We start from the raw sequence: 16,705 nt of genomic DNA on the forward strand, positions 1-16,705 counted from the left end.
GCGCATTGATGCAAAAGGGTGTTGCTCATCATTGCAACCCCTTTTTATAGCTGGCTTGATTGCCTGTTAGGACTTGGTTGCAATCTTTGCTTCAGGAAAAATCAGGTTAAATTTGGGTACATAAAAGCTTTGTAGCAACTTGGCCTTAGAAAAGTCTGGAAATATATTATCGGCATCTTGCCATTCTACCTGGGACAGCTTGGACAGGTGGCCGCGAAACTGTGGACTGAACTGAAAGCGCTGACCTTTCCAGGCTTGCTGGATCTTGAGCATAGAGGCTGGAATATGATGACTATTAATATAGAACTTGCGTGCAGATTTGGTTTTTTTTAGCCGGATACTCATGCGCTGGTGCTGATGCTGAACATGACACAGCACTTCCTGATCCTTTTCCTGCCATTCAAATTGCGCATGTTCTTTGGGAATTCCCCATAAATGCTGGCCATGTACTACAGATTCGTGGGTAGATACATAAATTTTAGCAATAGAACTCAAACGTCGTTTACTAATTAAAGGATGATCCAGGATCAGCAGTTCATCATAAGGGCCAATCGGCGACGAGTGATAACGCACCAATAACACTTGAATCATACGACCCAGTGGAGACGGGGCGATACGGAACTGTTTGGCTTGTTCAATAAAACCTGGGGTCAACCAGTAATTCAGAATAAATCCCTCACCTTGTAAATGCCAAGGGGGAAACTGGTGGATAGTTTGCTCCTGTAATGTATGTTCCATTCTTATTCTCTTGTGTTTAGTCAGCAGGTCACTGCATTATGGGCTATAAAAGATTAATATATAGTCATTCACAACCATTACTTGTAAGTAGATGAGTTAAAAAATGTTAAAGAAATCATTATATGCGATCGCAGTTGCTGCAATCAGTTTGCCCAGCTTTGCCGCCAATACCATTATTGAGATGAAGACTTCATCAGGAAATATTGAAATTGAGCTGTTCAATGACCAGGCACCAGTCTCGGCAAAGAACTTTGAAGACTATGTAAAAAGTAACTTCTATAAAGACACCATCTTTCACCGGGTGATTCCAGGTTTTATGGTGCAGGGTGGTGGCTTTGATGTAAACATGCAGGAAAAGGCCAATACAAAAGCCCCAATCAAAAATGAATCGTCAAATGGTCTGCAAAATAAACGCGGTACTTTAGCCATGGCCCGTACCAATCAGCCAGATTCTGCACGAGCTCAGTTTTTCGTGAACCTGGTCGACAATAACTTTCTGGATCGTTCTGCCCGAAATGCCGGTTATGCGGTATTTGGTAAAGTCACTAAAGGTATGGACATTGTTGATCAGATTGCCAAAGGACCAACTCGCAACTATGGAATGCATCAAAATGTGCCGGTGACGCCAGTAAAGATCAACAGTGTGAGTATTAAAGCACCGGTTGTAAAAAACTAGCTATAGAATAAAACAGAAATATTTAATTTATATTTCTGTTTTAAAAATATGTACTTATGTAACAATTGGTATAAAATTGAACCAATTTGGTGCATAAAAATAAAACAGTCGTGATCGCTGTGCGTTAAAAGCGCTTGCACGTGTAGGAAATTGCCCTATAATGAGCTCATACCGACGAGATAGACGGAAACGAACGAAGCACGAAGTGCTGAGTTGTTGAGTTTGTCGAAGTCCAGCTTCTGGCACTGACGAGGTGTTAGAAAGATCATTAAGAGATTATGAAGAACAACTTGTGTGGATTTTTACTGGTTGATCGATCGAAATTATTTTCATTGATTGATGGTAGAAATTACTCGAAGTTTATTTGAGAAATATTTGTCAGAAAATTGATGAGCCAAGATTGGTACCCTTTAAAGGTACTACTGATTTTAAACTGAAGAGTTTGATCATGGCTCAGATTGAACGCTGGCGGCAGGCTTAACACATGCAAGTCGAGCGGGGAAAGGTAGCTTGCTACCTAACCTAGCGGCGGACGGGTGAGTAATGCTTAGGAATCTGCCTATTAGTGGGGGACAACATCTCGAAAGGGATGCTAATACCGCATACGTCCTACGGGAGAAAGCAGGGGATCTTCGGACCTTGCGCTAATAGATGAGCCTAAGTCGGATTAGCTAGTTGGTGGGGTAAAGGCCTACCAAGGCGACGATCTGTAGCGGGTCTGAGAGGATGATCCGCCACACTGGGACTGAGACACGGCCCAGACTCCTACGGGAGGCAGCAGTGGGGAATATTGGACAATGGGGGGAACCCTGATCCAGCCATGCCGCGTGTGTGAAGAAGGCCTTTTGGTTGTAAAGCACTTTAAGCGAGGAGGAGGAGCTCTTGGTTAATACCCAAGATGCTTGGACGTTACTCGCAGAATAAGCACCGGCTAACTCTGTGCCAGCAGCCGCGGTAATACAGAGGGTGCAAGCGTTAATCGGATTTACTGGGCGTAAAGCGCGCGTAGGTGGCCAATTAAGTCAAATGTGAAATCCCCGAGCTTAACTTGGGAATTGCATTCGATACTGGTTGGCTAGAGTATGGGAGAGGATGGTAGAATTCCAGGTGTAGCGGTGAAATGCGTAGAGATCTGGAGGAATACCGATGGCGAAGGCAGCCATCTGGCCTAATACTGACACTGAGGTGCGAAAGCATGGGGAGCAAACAGGATTAGATACCCTGGTAGTCCATGCCGTAAACGATGTCTACTAGCCGTTGGGGCCTTTGAGGCTTTAGTGGCGCAGCTAACGCGATAAGTAGACCGCCTGGGGAGTACGGTCGCAAGACTAAAACTCAAATGAATTGACGGGGGCCCGCACAAGCGGTGGAGCATGTGGTTTAATTCGATGCAACGCGAAGAACCTTACCTGGTCTTGACATAGTAAGAACTTTCCAGAGATGGATTGGTGCCTTCGGGAACTTACATACAGGTGCTGCATGGCTGTCGTCAGCTCGTGTCGTGAGATGTTGGGTTAAGTCCCGCAACGAGCGCAACCCTTTTCCTTATTTGCCAGCGGGTTAAGCCGGGAACTTTAAGGATACTGCCAGTGACAAACTGGAGGAAGGCGGGGACGACGTCAAGTCATCATGGCCCTTACGACCAGGGCTACACACGTGCTACAATGGTCGGTACAAAGGGTTGCTACCTAGCGATAGGATGCTAATCTCAAAAAGCCGATCGTAGTCCGGATTGGAGTCTGCAACTCGACTCCATGAAGTCGGAATCGCTAGTAATCGCGGATCAGAATGCCGCGGTGAATACGTTCCCGGGCCTTGTACACACCGCCCGTCACACCATGGGAGTTTGTTGCACCAGAAGTAGGTAGTCTAACCGTAAGGAGGACGCTTACCACGGTGTGGCAGATGACTGGGGTGAAGTCGTAACAAGGTAGCCGTAGGGGAACCTGCGGCTGGATCACCTCCTTAACGAAAGATTGACGATTGGTAAGAATCCACAACAAGTTGTTCTTCATACGATGTATCTGAGGGTCTGTAGCTCAGTTGGTTAGAGCACACGCTTGATAAGCGTGGGGTCACAAGTTCAAGTCTTGTCAGACCCACCACTCTGCAAACTTACAGAAATCAGAAACATTGACTTATTGATAAGCTGGGGACTTAGCTTAGTTGGTAGAGCGCCTGCTTTGCACGCAGGAGGTCAGGAGTTCGACTCTCCTAGTCTCCACCATCATTTAAGACTAAGTTGCTAGATTATAGAATTTAGTAAGTTTAAGCTTATTAACTTCTGTGATTTATCACAGCGTCTAGACCTGACGAAGGCTAGATCAATCATTAACAGAATATATTTGAGTTGAAATAAATTGTTTAAGGCTCAGAACTAAATTGATATTTAAGTATGACACGCAAGTGACATAGTTGAATGGAGATGAAGAACTGAGAAACTAGCGATTAACTGAATCAAGCGTTTTGGTATATGAATCTAATTGAAGCTGTACAGTGATTAAGTTCACGAGACACTAAACTGAATGTTGGTTGATCTACTTGTAGGATCAAGCGACTGTTTGGGGTTGTATAGTCAAGTAATTAAGTGCATGTGGTGGATGCCTTGGCAGTCAGAGGCGATGAAAGACGTGATAGCCTGCGAAAAGCTCCGGGGAGGCGGCAAATATCCTGTGATCCGGAGATGTCTGAATGGGGAAACCCACTTACCATAAGGTAGGTATTGCAACATGAATACATAGTGTTGCAAGGCGAACGAGGGGAAGTGAAACATCTCAGTACCCTTAGGAAAAGAAATCAATTGAGATTCCCTCAGTAGCGGCGAGCGAAAGGGGAAGAGCCCATTAAGTCATATAAGTTCTAGTGGAACGCTCTGGGAAGTGCGACCGTAGACGGTGATAGTCCTGTACACGAAAGGGCTTATATGATGATGTCGAGTAGGGCGAGGCACGTGAAACCTTGTCTGAATATGGGGGGACCATCCTCCAAGGCTAAATACTCCTGACTGACCGATAGTGAACCAGTACCGTGAGGGAAAGGCGAAAAGAACCCCTGTGAGGGGAGTGAAATAGATCCTGAAACCGCATGCATACAAGCAGTGGGAGCCGGCATTGTGTCCGGTGACTGCGTACCTTTTGTATAATGGGTCAGCGACTTATATTCAGTAGCAAGGTTAACCGAATAGGGGAGCCGTAGGGAAACCGAGTCTTAATAGGGCGTTTAGTTGCTGGGTATAGACCCGAAACCAGGTGATCTATCCATGAGCAGGTTGAAGGTTGGGTAACACTAACTGGAGGACCGAACCCACTGTCGTTGAAAAGCCAGGGGATGACTTGTGGATAGGGGTGAAAGGCTAATCAAACTTGGTGATAGCTGGTTCTCCCCGAAAGCTATTTAGGTAGCGCCTCGGACGAATACCATTGGGGGTAGAGCACTGTTTCGGCTAGGGGGTCATCCCGACTTACCAAACCGATGCAAACTCCGAATACCAATGAGTACTATCCGGGAGACAGACTGCGGGTGCTAACGTCCGTAGTCAAGAGGAAAACAATCCAGACCGCCAGCTAAGGCCCCAAAATTATAGTTAAGTGGGAAACGATGTGGGAAGGCATAGACAGCTAGGAGGTTGGCTTAGAAGCAGCCACCCTTTAAAGAAAGCGTAATAGCTCACTAGTCGAGTCGGCCTGCGCGGAAGATGTAACGGGGCTAAAACTATATGCCGAAGCTGCGGATGCATAATTTATTATGCGTGGTAGGGGAGCGTTCTGTAAGCCGATGAAGGTGGATTGAGAAGTCTGCTGGAGGTATCAGAAGTGCGAATGCTGACGTGAGTAACGACAAAGCGAGTGAAAAACTCGCTCGCTGAAAGACCAAGGGTTCCAGTCCAACGTTAATCGGGGCTGGGTGAGTCGACCCCTAAGGCGAGGCCGAGAGGCGTAGTCGATGGGAAATTGGTTAATATTCCAATACTTCTGTGTAATGCGATGAGAGGACGGAGAAGGTTAAGTCAGCCTGGCGTTGGTTGTCCAGGTGGAAGGTTGTAGGCATGCATCTTAGGCAAATCCGGGGTGCTCTATGCTGAGAACTGATAGCAAGCTGTACTTGTACAGTGAAGTGGCTGATACCATGCTTCCAGGAAAAGTCTCTAAGCTTCAGTTACACAGGAATCGTACCCGAAACCGACACAGGTGGTCAGGTCGAGTAGACCAAAGCGCTTGAGAGAACTCTGCTGAAGGAACTAGGCAAAATGGTACCGTAACTTCGGGAGAAGGTACGCTGCTTTTGGTGATGGAACTTGCTTCCTGAGCTGAGAGCAGCCACAGAAACCAGGCCCCTGCAACTGTTTATTAAAAACATAGCACTCTGCAAACACGAAAGTGGACGTATAGGGTGTGATGCCTGCCCGGTGCTGGAAGGTTAATTGATGGGGTTAGCGTAAGCGAAGCTCTTGATCGAAGCCCCAGTAAACGGCGGCCGTAACTATAACGGTCCTAAGGTAGCGAAATTCCTTGTCGGGTAAGTTCCGACCTGCACGAATGGCATAATGATGGGGGCGCTGTCTCCAGCAGAGACTCAGTGAAATCGAATTCGCCGTGAAGATGCGGTGTACCCGCGGCTAGACGGAAAGACCCCGTGAACCTTTACTGCAGCTTGACATTGAACTTTGATCTTACTTGTGTAGGATAGGTGGGAGGCTTTGAAACCGAGACGCTAGTTTCGGTGGAGCCAATCTTGAAATACCACCCTGGTAATATTGAGGTTCTAACTCTGCTCCATAATCTGGAGCGAGGACCATGTCTGGTGGGTAGTTTGACTGGGGCGGTCTCCTCCTAAAGAGTAACGGAGGAGTACGAAGGTGCGCTCAGCGTGGTCGGAAATCACGCGTAGAGTATAAAGGCAAAAGCGCGCTTAACTGCGAGACCCACAAGTCGAGCAGGTACGAAAGTAGGTCTTAGTGATCCGGTGGTTCTGTATGGAAGGGCCATCGCTCAACGGATAAAAGGTACTCTGGGGATAACAGGCTGATACCGCCCAAGAGTTCATATCGACGGCGGTGTTTGGCACCTCGATGTCGGCTCATCTCATCCTGGGGCTGAAGCAGGTCCCAAGGGTATGGCTGTTCGCCATTTAAAGAGGTACGCGAGCTGGGTTTAGAACGTCGTGAGACAGTTCGGTCCCTATCTACCGTGGGCGTTGGAAATTTGAGAGGATCTGCTCCTAGTACGAGAGGACCAGAGTGGACGAACCTCTGGTGTACCGGTTGTGACGCCAGTCGCATCGCCGGGTAGCTATGTTCGGAAGGGATAACCGCTGAAAGCATCTAAGCGGGAAGCCTACCTCAAGATAAGATTTCCCCAGGACTTTATGTCCTCTAAAGAGCCGTTGAAGACTACGACGTTGATAGGTTGGATGTGGAAGTGCAGTGATGCATGAAGCTGACCAATACTAATTGCTCGTGAGGCTTGACTATACAACACCCAAACAGTTGTTGTATAAAGCATCAATTGATTCGATATTCAGCAAAACGACTTGATTCAGTATCTCGTTAGTAAGACAATGTTCAACTCAGATGTACCTGTTAATAACTCATTTGGAAAAAGCATTGGCATACACTGAAAAGTGACTAGATAAGACCAAAGCAAGTATCCATAAACAGTTGTGCTGGCGACAATAGCAAGAGTGAACCACCTGATCCCTTCCCGAACTCAGAAGTGAAACCTCTTAGCGCTGATGGTAGTGTGGGGTTACCCATGTGAGAGTAAGTCATCGCCAGCTCATTATTCGAAACACCCCCTGCATCAGCAGGGGGTGTTTTTTTATGTGCGGGAAAAAGAAAAATAGCGGAAATTATAAATAAAGGTCCAAACTAATGCGCTCTACAACTTTTAAAATATATCCATTTACCTTTCTCTGCTGAATTTAGCTCAAAAACTCTGTATCTTGATTTTAATTTGAACAATAAGTCAGTATGGAGAAGATAATGTTATCGCAATTTAAAATAAAAATTTTACTCAGTTGCTGTGCCTTGGCATTTACTGCCTGTCATGCAGAAAATTCATCTTCTAGTTCTAGTAGTGCTCAACAGGCGACTACAGCAGCCAGCTCTCCTGATTCAGTCTCTTCGCATGTGCAAAAATATAAGGTTGAACAGGTTGCTCAATTTAATGAACCTTGGGCAATAACTACTTTGAATGATGGCCGGCTGCTGATTACTGAGCGCAAAGGAAAATTGCAGCTTTTTGATCCAAAAACCCGGAAAAAAATCGAAGTCAAAGGCATTCCTCAAGTGGCTTATGGTGGGCAGGGTGGCTTAGGTGAAGTGGCTTTACATCCGGATTTTGCAAAGAATCAATGGCTCTATCTGAGTTATGCTGAACAAGGTCAGGGTGGTTATGGTGCTGTGGTGATTCGGGGTAAACTAGATTTAAATCAGGCTACCCCGCAGTTGACCCAAATTGAGCGCATCTGGACTCAAGTACCTAAATTTTCAGGGCAGGGGCATTATGGACACCGCATCGTGTTCGGGCCGGATGCGAAACTCTGGATCAGTTCAGGGGAACGTCAGCAGTTTGATCCTGCACAGGATATGCAGTCTAATGCCGGTAAAATTATTCGCCTGAATCAGGATGGTTCAATTCCTGCAGATAATCCATTTATGAATCAGGGCAAAATTGCTCAGCAGGTCTGGAGTCTTGGACATCGTAATCCTTTAGGCATGGCTTTTGATCCACAAGGACAGCTCTGGGTGATTGAAATGGGTCCCAAAGGTGGCGATGAACTCAATAAGATTATCAAGGCTAAAAACTATGGCTATCCAGTGGTATCTAATGGAGATCACTATGATGGCAAGCCGATACCCGATCACAATACCCGTCCAGAATTTGAAGCACCCGTACTGGATTGGACACCGGTGATTTCTCCTTCAGATCTATTGTTTTATACAGGAAATGTATTCCCACAATGGAAAAATAAAGCGATTACGACCGGTTTATCTTCCAAGGCGATTGTGATTGTAGATACCCGCCCATCTACAGCCAAAGAAGTTCAGCGTCTGGATATGAAAGAGCGGATTCGTGGGGTTGCTCAGGCACAGGATGGTACATTGTGGGTGATTGAAGATGGTTCACGAGCTGGCCTGTTAAAGATGACTGCACCTTAGTCTGTTGCTTGAAAGCTTGTCCTTTAAACAATAGAACTTAAAAGTAGAAGGGTGATTTTAATCACCTGGCTTGATAGCATTTTTTAATATGATCCTGACATAAAAGAAAAGGCCTCCACATACTGTGAAGGTCTTTTCCTATTCTGGCAAAGGTATAATGACTGTTATAGCGATCAGCATCCTGCTCTATGAAGTTTTTTATTTTTCTTAGCAGACTTCCTGTCTGGGTGTGATCTGAATATAGCCTGAAGTAATGCCGCTCAATAGGGCTGTTTGACTGCACCACCTGTAAGTCAATGTCGACATACAAGCTCACTAAAATGGGTTAAGCGTGATGATTCAAGTAAAGCCGAGGCTAAGCTTATGCCGTATTTGAGAAAAATATTATCTTGATTATCATCATCAAGTCATTTGAATAGAGCTGCTATAAAATAATAAACAGGGCATTCTATGTTGAGCATTGAAAGCCTGATCTGAGCTTTGTATTTATCTGTGTACATATAAAGCTATTTTGCCTGTTCTACAAAAGTGTTTGGGGAACAGGGAGAGGAATCTGCTAGAGAGCTGCCCGTGATGTCAACTGAGGAAGCCGAATGATAGTTTGATGCATCCAGATCTTGACCCATGCCTAAAACAAAAAAGCCTCAACATCCTGTTGAGGCTTTTCTGGATTTGCTTCTCAGATCTGACTCCTGTCTAATCTGTCAACGTCCTGTCGATTTGCGCTTTTTATCGTTGTAGTATCGCTTTGCAGACTTCCTGTCTGTCTATGCACTTACTATAGCCTGGTAGAAAAATAACGCATAGCGGCTAAACTCTGCGCTCCATGTAGGCTAAAACCTACACGGCTGTCATCTAGCCATTAAGCACTGACATATTGAATCAGTCTATCCACCACAGTTTTTAAATTTTTATTATCAAATTCATTACCCTGGAAAGAATAATCTTGGTTACGTGCAAAAATGTCCCGAATTTCAATCACGGCATTGGTATCTACTAATCCAAGTTGAGTCCCCACTTGACGAATCTGGTCAATCGAACGTGAACCGTTGGTTGCACCATAGCCAATATAAGCTGCCGGTTTGCCTTGCCATTCTTTGCCCAAATAATCCAGGGCATTTTTCAGGGCAGGGCTGTAGCCATGATTATATTCAGGGGTAATAAAAATAAAGGCATCGCCCAGCGCAATCTTGTCTGCCCAGTCTTGCTGTTTGGGCTGATCATAAATCCCGGTTAATGGCGGATGAGCACCGCTAAAAAGTGGCAGATCCCACTCTTTTAAATCAACAATTTCAATTTCGAGTGTACTAAAAGCATAGCTTTTAATTTCCTGCAGAACCCAGTGGGCCACTTTGAGTGCAGTACGCCCCTCACGTATACTGCCCACCACAATATAAATTTTCATGTTTTATCCTTTGTTCAGGTCTTATCATCAAATTAAATTAATCAGATTTCAGAGAGGTGACTAGACATGATTTGTATCCGGAATATAAAAAAGCTCCCGAAGGAGCTTTTTTAAAATCAGGCAATTAGCGGATGCTTTACATCAGTTTAATGCCTTGCTGACCGGCAGGGGTGACTTTAAAGATTTCTACTTCAAAAGTAATATTCTTGCCTGCCAATGGATGGTTAAAGTCCACTTCGGTAATGTCATCATTGACTGAACGAACCACACCATACAAGGTCGCTTTGGCTTTATCTTCAAACTCGATCATGTGGCCTTCGATCGGACGTTCTCCGAACTTTACCGTGTCAAATTTCTGGATATTTTCCGGATTCCACGGACCAAAAGCATCTTCAGGAGGCAGGCTCACGGTACGGCGGTCACCGGCACGCAGGCCAAACAGGGCTTTTTCAAAGCCCGGTAATAAATTGCCATCGCCAATCGTGAGGCTGACTGGTGCTTCACGGCTACGGGTATTGTCAATTTCTACGCCATTTTCGATCGCGACAGAAAAGTGCAGCTCGACTTTAGAACCGTCTGCAACCCGGGTTTCTTCGTTAGGATGAATAAAATCAGTCATGTTGTGCTTGCGCCCGTTGAATTCGATGTTTTTCTAGGAAAAAAGTATCAATCAGCATCAGAATCGTGCCTAAGGTAATGGCACTATCTGCGATGTTGAAAGCAGGGAAGTGGCTGTTCTGATAATACACATGAATAAAATCGACCACATAGCCGAGACTGACCCGGTCGATTAAATTACCGATTGCACCGCCCAGAATCAGGGCAATCGCCAGCGGTAAAATCTTGATGTCTTTTGGCATACGCATCAGCCAAAAGACAAAAATTAGCGACACTAAACCTGCCAGTGAAGTAAAGAAATAGCGTTGCCAACCACTAGCATCAGACAGAAAACTAAAGGCAGCGCCATAGTTATGCAGCAGTGTCCAATTTAAAAAGGGCAGCACAGGGACAGGATCTGCATAATTCAGATTCGTCACTGCAATCCATTTGGTCCACTGATCCACAATGATCGCCACAATGGCCAGACCTATCCACCATAAATTATGTGGATAGAACTGGAATAAGCCCTTTTTAGTGTTGGGATTAGGCATATTTTCTCTCTTCGCCTTGGCCTGTAGGAAGGTTAATAATACAACGGCCACAAAGTCCTGGATGTGATGCATGTGTATTCACATCCGGAAGCACATGCCAGCAGCGTACACATTTTTCGCCATCTGCCGCAGAAACTTTCACATTCAGACCTTCAAGATCCGAAGCTTCACCTTGTGCTGCATCAAAGTCATTCACGATCACTTGTGAAGTGATCAGTACGAAACGTAATTCGTCATCAAGGCGGTCGAGAACAGTTTTCAGTTCGGCTGTGGCCCAAAGTTCAACTTTCGCCGACAGGTTTGAGCCAACTGTTTTGGCACCACGTGCAGTTTCAATGAACTTGTTCACCGCAGATTTCACGTTAATCAGAGTTTGCCATTCTGCTTCTGAAATTACATTGGCGGTTGAAGCCACTGGAATGTCATACCATTCCGCAGTAAAGACATATTTCTCTGACTGCTCAGGAATCAGTGGCCAGGCTTCTTGAGCGGTAAAGCTCAGGATTGGTGCCATCCAGCGGACAAAAGCCTGTACCAGGTGATACAACGCAGTTTGAGCCGAATGACGCGCTTTTGAGTCCGCTTTGGTGGTGTACTGACGGTCTTTGATGATGTCGAGATAGAAACCACCAAGGTCATTAATACAGAAGTTGGTTAAGGCGCTGGTGACGATATGGAAGTTCATATCTTCATAAGCTTGCTGAACAGTTTTCTGAACTTCAGCCGCACGTTGCAGGATATACTGATCCAGTGCAATCAGTTGGTCGACTGGCAAGGCATCGGTAGACGGTTTGAAGCCATTCAGGTTGGCCAGCAAGAAACGCAGCGTATTACGGATACGGCGGTAACCATCAGAGGCACGGCTAAAGATTTCTTTACCTGCGGTCATTTCATAACGGTAATCCGCAGAAGCGATCCAGAAACGTAAGCCATCTGCACCCATATCTTTAATGATGTCTTGCGGTGTGATCACGTTACCGATCGATTTCGACATCTTGCGGCCTTTTTCATCGACCACGAAACCGTGTGTGAGCAAGCCTTTATACGGTGCACGTTCATTAATCGCAATCGAGGTGAGTAATGAAGACTGGAACCAGCCACGGTGCTGATCTGAACCTTCAAGATACAAATCGGCAGGATCAGTCAGTTCTTCACGTTCACGCAGCACGGCAAAGTGGGTTGTACCCGAGTCAAACCAGACGTCCAGTGTGTCACGGACTGCGTTGTAGTGTTCAGCATCATCACCGATAAACTCAGAGGCATCACGGTTATACCAGCCGTCAATCCCTTCCTGTTCAATCAGTTTAGCAACTTCTTCAATTAACTCAGGCGTACGAGGATGCAATTCGTTGGTGTCTTTATGCACGAAGAACGGGATCGGCACGCCCCACGTACGTTGACGTGAGATACACCAGTCCGGACGACCTTCAATCATCGCCTGAATCCGGTTTTTACCCCAATCCGGTACGAAACTGATGTCGTTTTCAATAGCGTTGAGTGCACCTTGACGTAAACCCTTCGCATCCATGCTGATAAACCATTGTGGCGTGGCACGGAAGATAATCGGGGTTTTATGACGCCAGCAATGTGGATAGCTGTGTTTGATTGGCTTATGCGCCCAAAGCTTGTTAGCTTCACCCAGTGCTGCAATAATTTGCGGATTGGCTTTATAAATGTGTTCGCCTGCAAATAGTGGCGATGTTGGTAAATACACTCCATTCCCGCCGACCGGGTTTTCAACTTTCAGGTTGTACAACAAGCCCACTTTATAATCGTCCACACCATGGCCCGGTGCGGTATGAACTGCACCGGTACCGCTGGTGGCAATCACGTGTTCGCCCAAGATCACTGGTACTTGACGATCGTTAATCAGTGGATGTTGTAGAATCAGATTTTCAAGTGCGCTACCGCTAAAGTCAGCAAGAACTTCAATGGTGGTGAAGCCATAACGTTCAGTTGCAGATTCCACCAGGTCTTTGGCCAAGATGAAGTTTTGTGCTGCTTTTTCGTCACCACGTGCTTTCACCAGTTGATATTCGATATCGGCATGTACAGCAACGGCCTGGTTGGCAGGTAGGGTCCACGGCGTGGTGGTCCAGATCACGATGTCTGTAGCATCAGCCACCTCTACACCCACACGTTTCGATAAATCTGCTAAATCGACAACAGTGAAACCAACATCAATCGCATCGGATTTTTTATCTTCATATTCAACTTCAGCTTCAGCCAGTGATGAACCACAGTCCAGACACCAGTTCACAGGTTTCAGACCTGGCTCGATATGACCGGCTTTGGCGATCGCACCCAGTGAACGAACGATGTCGGCTTCCTGTTTGAAGTTCATGGTCAGGTATGGATTGTCCCAATCACCGAACACGCCCATACGCACGAAATCTTTCTTTTGCAGTTCAACCTGGGTGTAGGCATATTCACGGCAAGCTTTGCGGAAAGTAGAAGCATCTACTTTTACGCCGACTTTACCGACTTTTTCTTCAACTTTAAGCTCGATTGGCAAACCGTGACAGTCCCAGCCCGGTACGTACGGTGCATCAAAACCATCCATGACACGGCTTTTGATGATGATGTCTTTCAGGACTTTATTGACTGCATGACCCAAATGGATTTGACCGTTTGCGTACGGAGGGCCATCGTGAAGCACATATTTTTTCTTGCCAATACGCGACGCACGAATCTGCTGATAAATGTTGTCGGCATACCACTCTTCTAACCATTTCGCTTCACGTACTGCCAAATTTGCTTTCATTGCAAATTCAGTACCTGGGAGGTTTAGCGTGGCTTTATAGTCCACTGCATTTTCAGGAGTTTGCTTATCGCTCATGCAAGTCGTCTTCCAATCTAATCAGTATGTCACTGACACGTTTTACAATAAAAATATGGGATATTAAAAGGGAAATGTCGGATGATTTCGACGAAACTCAAGCAGTTTCTCGACATCATCATCAATTCCGGCTTTTAGCGCTTCAAGCGAAGGATAGTCCTTTTCGCCATGTAAATAGTTTAAGAACGTCACCCGCATTAACAGGCCATACAGATTAGCAGAAACATCTGGAAAATGTACTTCTAATCGCCATTCTGGATCGGCTTGTTTGATGGCTGGGCGTGTGCCGACATGACCTGCACCAAACAGGGCAGTCGGGTCATAACCCGCAATACCCGTTTTAGTCGGATGGTCCTGTCTGACCTTATCTTTAAGGGATTCGGTTTCACAAATGACTTCAACCCCATAAATGCCATTCAGGCAGGGTTTATGCCGGTTTAGCCGTACATTAATGGTCGGGAAATCAATGGTTCGGCCAATCTGGTCACCGTATTGTACCCGTCCGGTAATACTATAGGGACGGCCGAGTAATTTGGCAGCAAGGGCCAAATCGCCTGCTTGTAAAGTCTGGCGAATCCGGGTGGAACTGACCCGTTCACCATCTAAAGCAATGGTGGTTAAATTGGTGACTTCGAAACCATAATTGCGCAGGAATTCGCTATTGCCCTGGCGGTTTTTACCAAAGTGAAAATCATCACCGAGTACCAGATGCTGGGCATTGAGTTTTTGTTTTAAAATGTTGGCAAATGCTTCTGCGGTCAGGCTACGAAAAGTATGGTCAAATTTCGCCACCGCAATATAGTCCACACCCAGTTCAGTCAGGTATTCGACTTTTTCACGTAAGGAGGAAATGCGTGGTGGTGCTTCATAAGCTTTAAAATATTCAAGCGGTTGCGGCTCGAAAATCATCACCACAGATTTTAAGCCCTGTGCTTTGGCCACCTGTTGCAGCTGACGGATCATGGCCTGATGACCCAAATGCACGCCGTCAAAATTACCGATCGTCACGGCAGTTTTGGGTAATTCAGAATGTGACGCTAAAGCATTTAGACGGAGCAGCTGCATGGGCAAATCGAGTGCTTGTAAATATCGAGAGGCTATATATTGCCATAATCTCGCGCTTTCGTCTTGTTGTTGTGTTTTTATGCAATATTTTTCTTGAATATTCCTTTTCCACAACATCAGGCCAGATTGTTTTTTGATGCTTTAAATGGATCGGATCAGCGCATTCCTGCTTTTCATTACACGGATTTTGTTTTCTAATGTCAGCAATTTTCTGTGTATTCGAGATTTTGAATGTCCGATCTGGCGCTTATCATGGCATTAGCCAATGAATCCAAAGGCTTGTTTGAAGCTCAAGGCATAAATGTGCATTACAGCGGGATTGGTAAAGTCAACGCGGCCTTTAAAGCCTTTGAAGTAATTCAAAAAACCGGTTGTAGTACCTTGCTGAATCTGGGTACAGCCGGCAGTTCGCATTTTAATGCTCATGACCTGATTGAAGTGACTCAGTTTGTACAGCGCGATATGGATGTATCACCACTCGGCTTTGAGGTCGGTGTTACCCCGATGGATCAGGATTATCCTGCCGCGATTGAACTGGAGGCTTTTTTTGAACATTTACCCAAAGGGATTTGTGGGACAGGCGACAGCTTTGAAACCGGGATTTCGAAAGTGGCGTGTAATCTGGTCGATATGGAAGGTTATGCTTTGGCAAAAGTCTGTAAAAAGTTGGGTGTTCGCCTGATTTCAGTCAAGTATATTACTGATGGGGCCAATGAAACTGCGCATCTGGATTGGGAAGAAAATCTGCTATTGGGTGCGCAAAAATTATTATCTTTATATCAAATGGTAAAATAGTAGATTAAGTCAAGCTTGCTCGGCGACCATAGCAGCTATGGTCGTATGCCAATCAGAAGCTAGCGCTTATTTATCCGGACGCGGGATCACGCCATATAACATCATGTGTACCGTATGCTGGATAATGCGCTGCTGCATGCTACGATTACGCAAGGTTTTTCCAGTGACCATTTCCATTTGAGTGGCAAAATCTGCATAGTTCTGGGTAATCGCCCAAATATTCAGAATCAGTAACTCAGGATCGATATCTGCGGAAATCTTGCCCTGTTCCTGCCAGTTAGAAATGACTTTGGCTTTACGCTTTACCAGTTTCTTTAGCGGACCTTTTAAAATTTCCAGTATATGCGGTGCGCCCTGAATTACTTCCAAAGCAAACAAGCGCGATGCTTTTGGCTGGGTGCGCGACACTTCAATTTTTTGCATTAAATAATTGGTAATCGCTTCTTCAGGCTCCAGTTCGGCCTCAAGTGTTTGTAAAGGTGCCAGCCATTTTTGTAGAACGGTGGTCAATACCTCGACATAGAGAGCTTCTTTATTTTCATAATAATAGAAAATATTCGATTTATGCATTTCTGCAATCTGTGCAATTTCATCTAGACTTGCCCCATTAAAACCGTACAGGGAAAATACATCTAGTGCAGCATTCAGCAGCTGGTTGCGTTTTTGAGTACTCTTTTTTTGTTCCATTAGCAAATATAAAAAACAATGAAAAAATGGGAATCCTCAATTGTACGGCAAATCATCAGATTTGTGCACACAGTCAATGTCTAATTTTTTGAATAATGATGATTTATTCTCTAGATCGACCTTTAAAAACAGCATAAATGCACCCTAACAGAATAAGGTTACAAGTTTGTGAAAATGCTTGAATTATTAA

The 16,705-nt window shown here is 45.4% G+C and carries 10 protein-coding genes, 2 tRNA genes and 3 rRNA genes; 8 read left to right on the forward strand and 7 right to left on the reverse strand.

Annotation, left to right across the window (positions count from 1 at the left end; translation table 11 throughout):
- Positions 1-66 precede the first annotated feature (66 nt).
- Complete coding sequence (locus AC3IT7_RS00090; RefSeq protein ID WP_489248986.1) at positions 67-738, reverse strand: acetoacetate decarboxylase family protein; 672 nt, start codon at positions 736-738, stop codon at positions 67-69.
- Between the two features lie 103 nt (positions 739-841).
- On the opposite strand from AC3IT7_RS00090, the gene AC3IT7_RS00095 reads away from it, so the two are divergent.
- The 7 genes from AC3IT7_RS00095 to AC3IT7_RS00125 all read left to right on the forward strand — a co-directional run bounded on the left by AC3IT7_RS00095 (position 842) and on the right by AC3IT7_RS00125 (position 8,573).
- Complete coding sequence (locus AC3IT7_RS00095; protein ID WP_489248987.1) at positions 842-1,414, forward strand: peptidylprolyl isomerase; 573 nt, start codon at positions 842-844, stop codon at positions 1,412-1,414.
- 430 nt (positions 1,415-1,844) lie between these two features.
- A 16S ribosomal RNA gene (locus tag AC3IT7_RS00100) occupies positions 1,845-3,382 on the forward strand.
- Between the two features lie 60 nt (positions 3,383-3,442).
- A tRNA-Ile gene (locus AC3IT7_RS00105) sits at positions 3,443-3,519 on the forward strand.
- 46 nt (positions 3,520-3,565) lie between these two features.
- Positions 3,566-3,641 (forward strand) — tRNA-Ala (locus AC3IT7_RS00110).
- Positions 3,642-3,987: 346 nt separating this feature from the next.
- Positions 3,988-6,884: ribosomal RNA gene (locus AC3IT7_RS00115) — 23S ribosomal RNA — on the forward strand.
- Between the two features lie 190 nt (positions 6,885-7,074).
- Positions 7,075-7,189 (forward strand): 5S ribosomal RNA (gene rrf, locus AC3IT7_RS00120).
- The 16S, 23S and 5S rRNA genes sit together here with 2 tRNA genes alongside, the layout of an rRNA operon.
- Before the next feature lie 205 nt (positions 7,190-7,394).
- Positions 7,395-8,573: a PQQ-dependent sugar dehydrogenase gene (locus tag AC3IT7_RS00125; RefSeq protein WP_489248988.1), complete on the forward strand. Its 1,179-nt coding sequence runs from the start codon at positions 7,395-7,397 to the stop codon at positions 8,571-8,573.
- 862 nt (positions 8,574-9,435) lie between these two features.
- Here the strand turns inward: AC3IT7_RS00125 and AC3IT7_RS00130 are convergent.
- The 5 genes from AC3IT7_RS00130 to ribF form a co-directional block, all read right to left on the reverse strand.
- Positions 9,436-9,978 carry an NADPH-dependent FMN reductase gene (locus AC3IT7_RS00130; RefSeq protein ID WP_074383805.1) on the reverse strand — a complete coding sequence of 181 codons (543 nt, stop codon included), beginning with the start codon at positions 9,976-9,978 and terminating at the stop codon, positions 9,436-9,438.
- Between the two features lie 136 nt (positions 9,979-10,114).
- Positions 10,115-10,597 carry an FKBP-type peptidyl-prolyl cis-trans isomerase gene (locus AC3IT7_RS00135; protein ID WP_074383806.1) on the reverse strand — a complete coding sequence of 161 codons (483 nt, stop codon included), beginning with the start codon at positions 10,595-10,597 and terminating at the stop codon, positions 10,115-10,117.
- Positions 10,590-11,129: a signal peptidase II gene (lspA, locus tag AC3IT7_RS00140; protein WP_489248989.1), complete on the reverse strand. Its 540-nt coding sequence runs from the start codon at positions 11,127-11,129 to the stop codon at positions 10,590-10,592. The genes AC3IT7_RS00135 and lspA overlap by 8 nt, the downstream gene beginning before the upstream one ends.
- Positions 11,122-13,968 (reverse strand): isoleucine--tRNA ligase, encoded by a 2,847-nt coding sequence (ileS, locus tag AC3IT7_RS00145; protein ID WP_489248990.1) that lies wholly within the window; start codon positions 13,966-13,968, stop codon positions 11,122-11,124. The genes lspA and ileS overlap by 8 nt, the downstream gene beginning before the upstream one ends.
- A gap of 63 nt (positions 13,969-14,031) precedes the next feature.
- Entirely contained in the window at positions 14,032-15,033 is a 1,002-nt protein-coding gene (gene ribF / locus AC3IT7_RS00150) for a bifunctional riboflavin kinase/FAD synthetase (RefSeq protein ID WP_489248991.1), read from the reverse strand.
- A 231-nt stretch (positions 15,034-15,264) separates the two neighbouring features.
- On the opposite strand from ribF, the gene AC3IT7_RS00155 reads away from it, so the two are divergent.
- A complete protein-coding gene (locus AC3IT7_RS00155) occupies positions 15,265-15,828 on the forward strand; it encodes a 5'-methylthioadenosine/S-adenosylhomocysteine nucleosidase family protein (protein WP_100534569.1) in 564 nt (187 codons plus the stop codon).
- Positions 15,829-15,894: 66 nt separating this feature from the next.
- Here the strand turns inward: AC3IT7_RS00155 and AC3IT7_RS00160 are convergent, their stop codons facing one another.
- Positions 15,895-16,515 (reverse strand): TetR family transcriptional regulator C-terminal domain-containing protein, encoded by a 621-nt coding sequence (locus AC3IT7_RS00160; RefSeq protein ID WP_100534568.1) that lies wholly within the window; start codon positions 16,513-16,515, stop codon positions 15,895-15,897.
- Positions 16,516-16,705 lie beyond the last annotated feature (190 nt).

The organism is Acinetobacter sp. KH_038 (genome assembly GCF_057839405.1).

Bases quoted from the DNA above. Each gene is read 5' to 3' on its own strand.
- ileS (WP_489248990.1), bottom strand. From the start codon at position 13,968: ATGAGCGATAAGCAAACTCCTGAAAATGCAGTGGACTATAAAGCCACG.
- AC3IT7_RS00135 (WP_074383806.1), bottom strand. From the start codon at position 10,597: ATGACTGATTTTATTCATCCTAACGAAGAAACCCGGGTTGCAGACGGT.
- AC3IT7_RS00125 (WP_489248988.1), top strand. From the start codon at position 7,395: ATGTTATCGCAATTTAAAATAAAAATTTTACTCAGTTGCTGTGCCTTG.
- AC3IT7_RS00095 (WP_489248987.1), top strand. From the start codon at position 842: ATGTTAAAGAAATCATTATATGCGATCGCAGTTGCTGCAATCAGTTTG.
- lspA (WP_489248989.1), bottom strand. From the start codon at position 11,129: ATGCCTAATCCCAACACTAAAAAGGGCTTATTCCAGTTCTATCCACAT.
- AC3IT7_RS00160 (WP_100534568.1), bottom strand. From the start codon at position 16,515: ATGGAACAAAAAAAGAGTACTCAAAAACGCAACCAGCTGCTGAATGCT.
- AC3IT7_RS00090 (WP_489248986.1), bottom strand. From the start codon at position 738: ATGGAACATACATTACAGGAGCAAACTATCCACCAGTTTCCCCCTTGG.
- ribF (WP_489248991.1), bottom strand. From the start codon at position 15,033: ATGCAGCTGCTCCGTCTAAATGCTTTAGCGTCACATTCTGAATTACCC.
- AC3IT7_RS00155 (WP_100534569.1), top strand. From the start codon at position 15,265: ATGTCCGATCTGGCGCTTATCATGGCATTAGCCAATGAATCCAAAGGC.
- AC3IT7_RS00130 (WP_074383805.1), bottom strand. From the start codon at position 9,978: ATGAAAATTTATATTGTGGTGGGCAGTATACGTGAGGGGCGTACTGCA.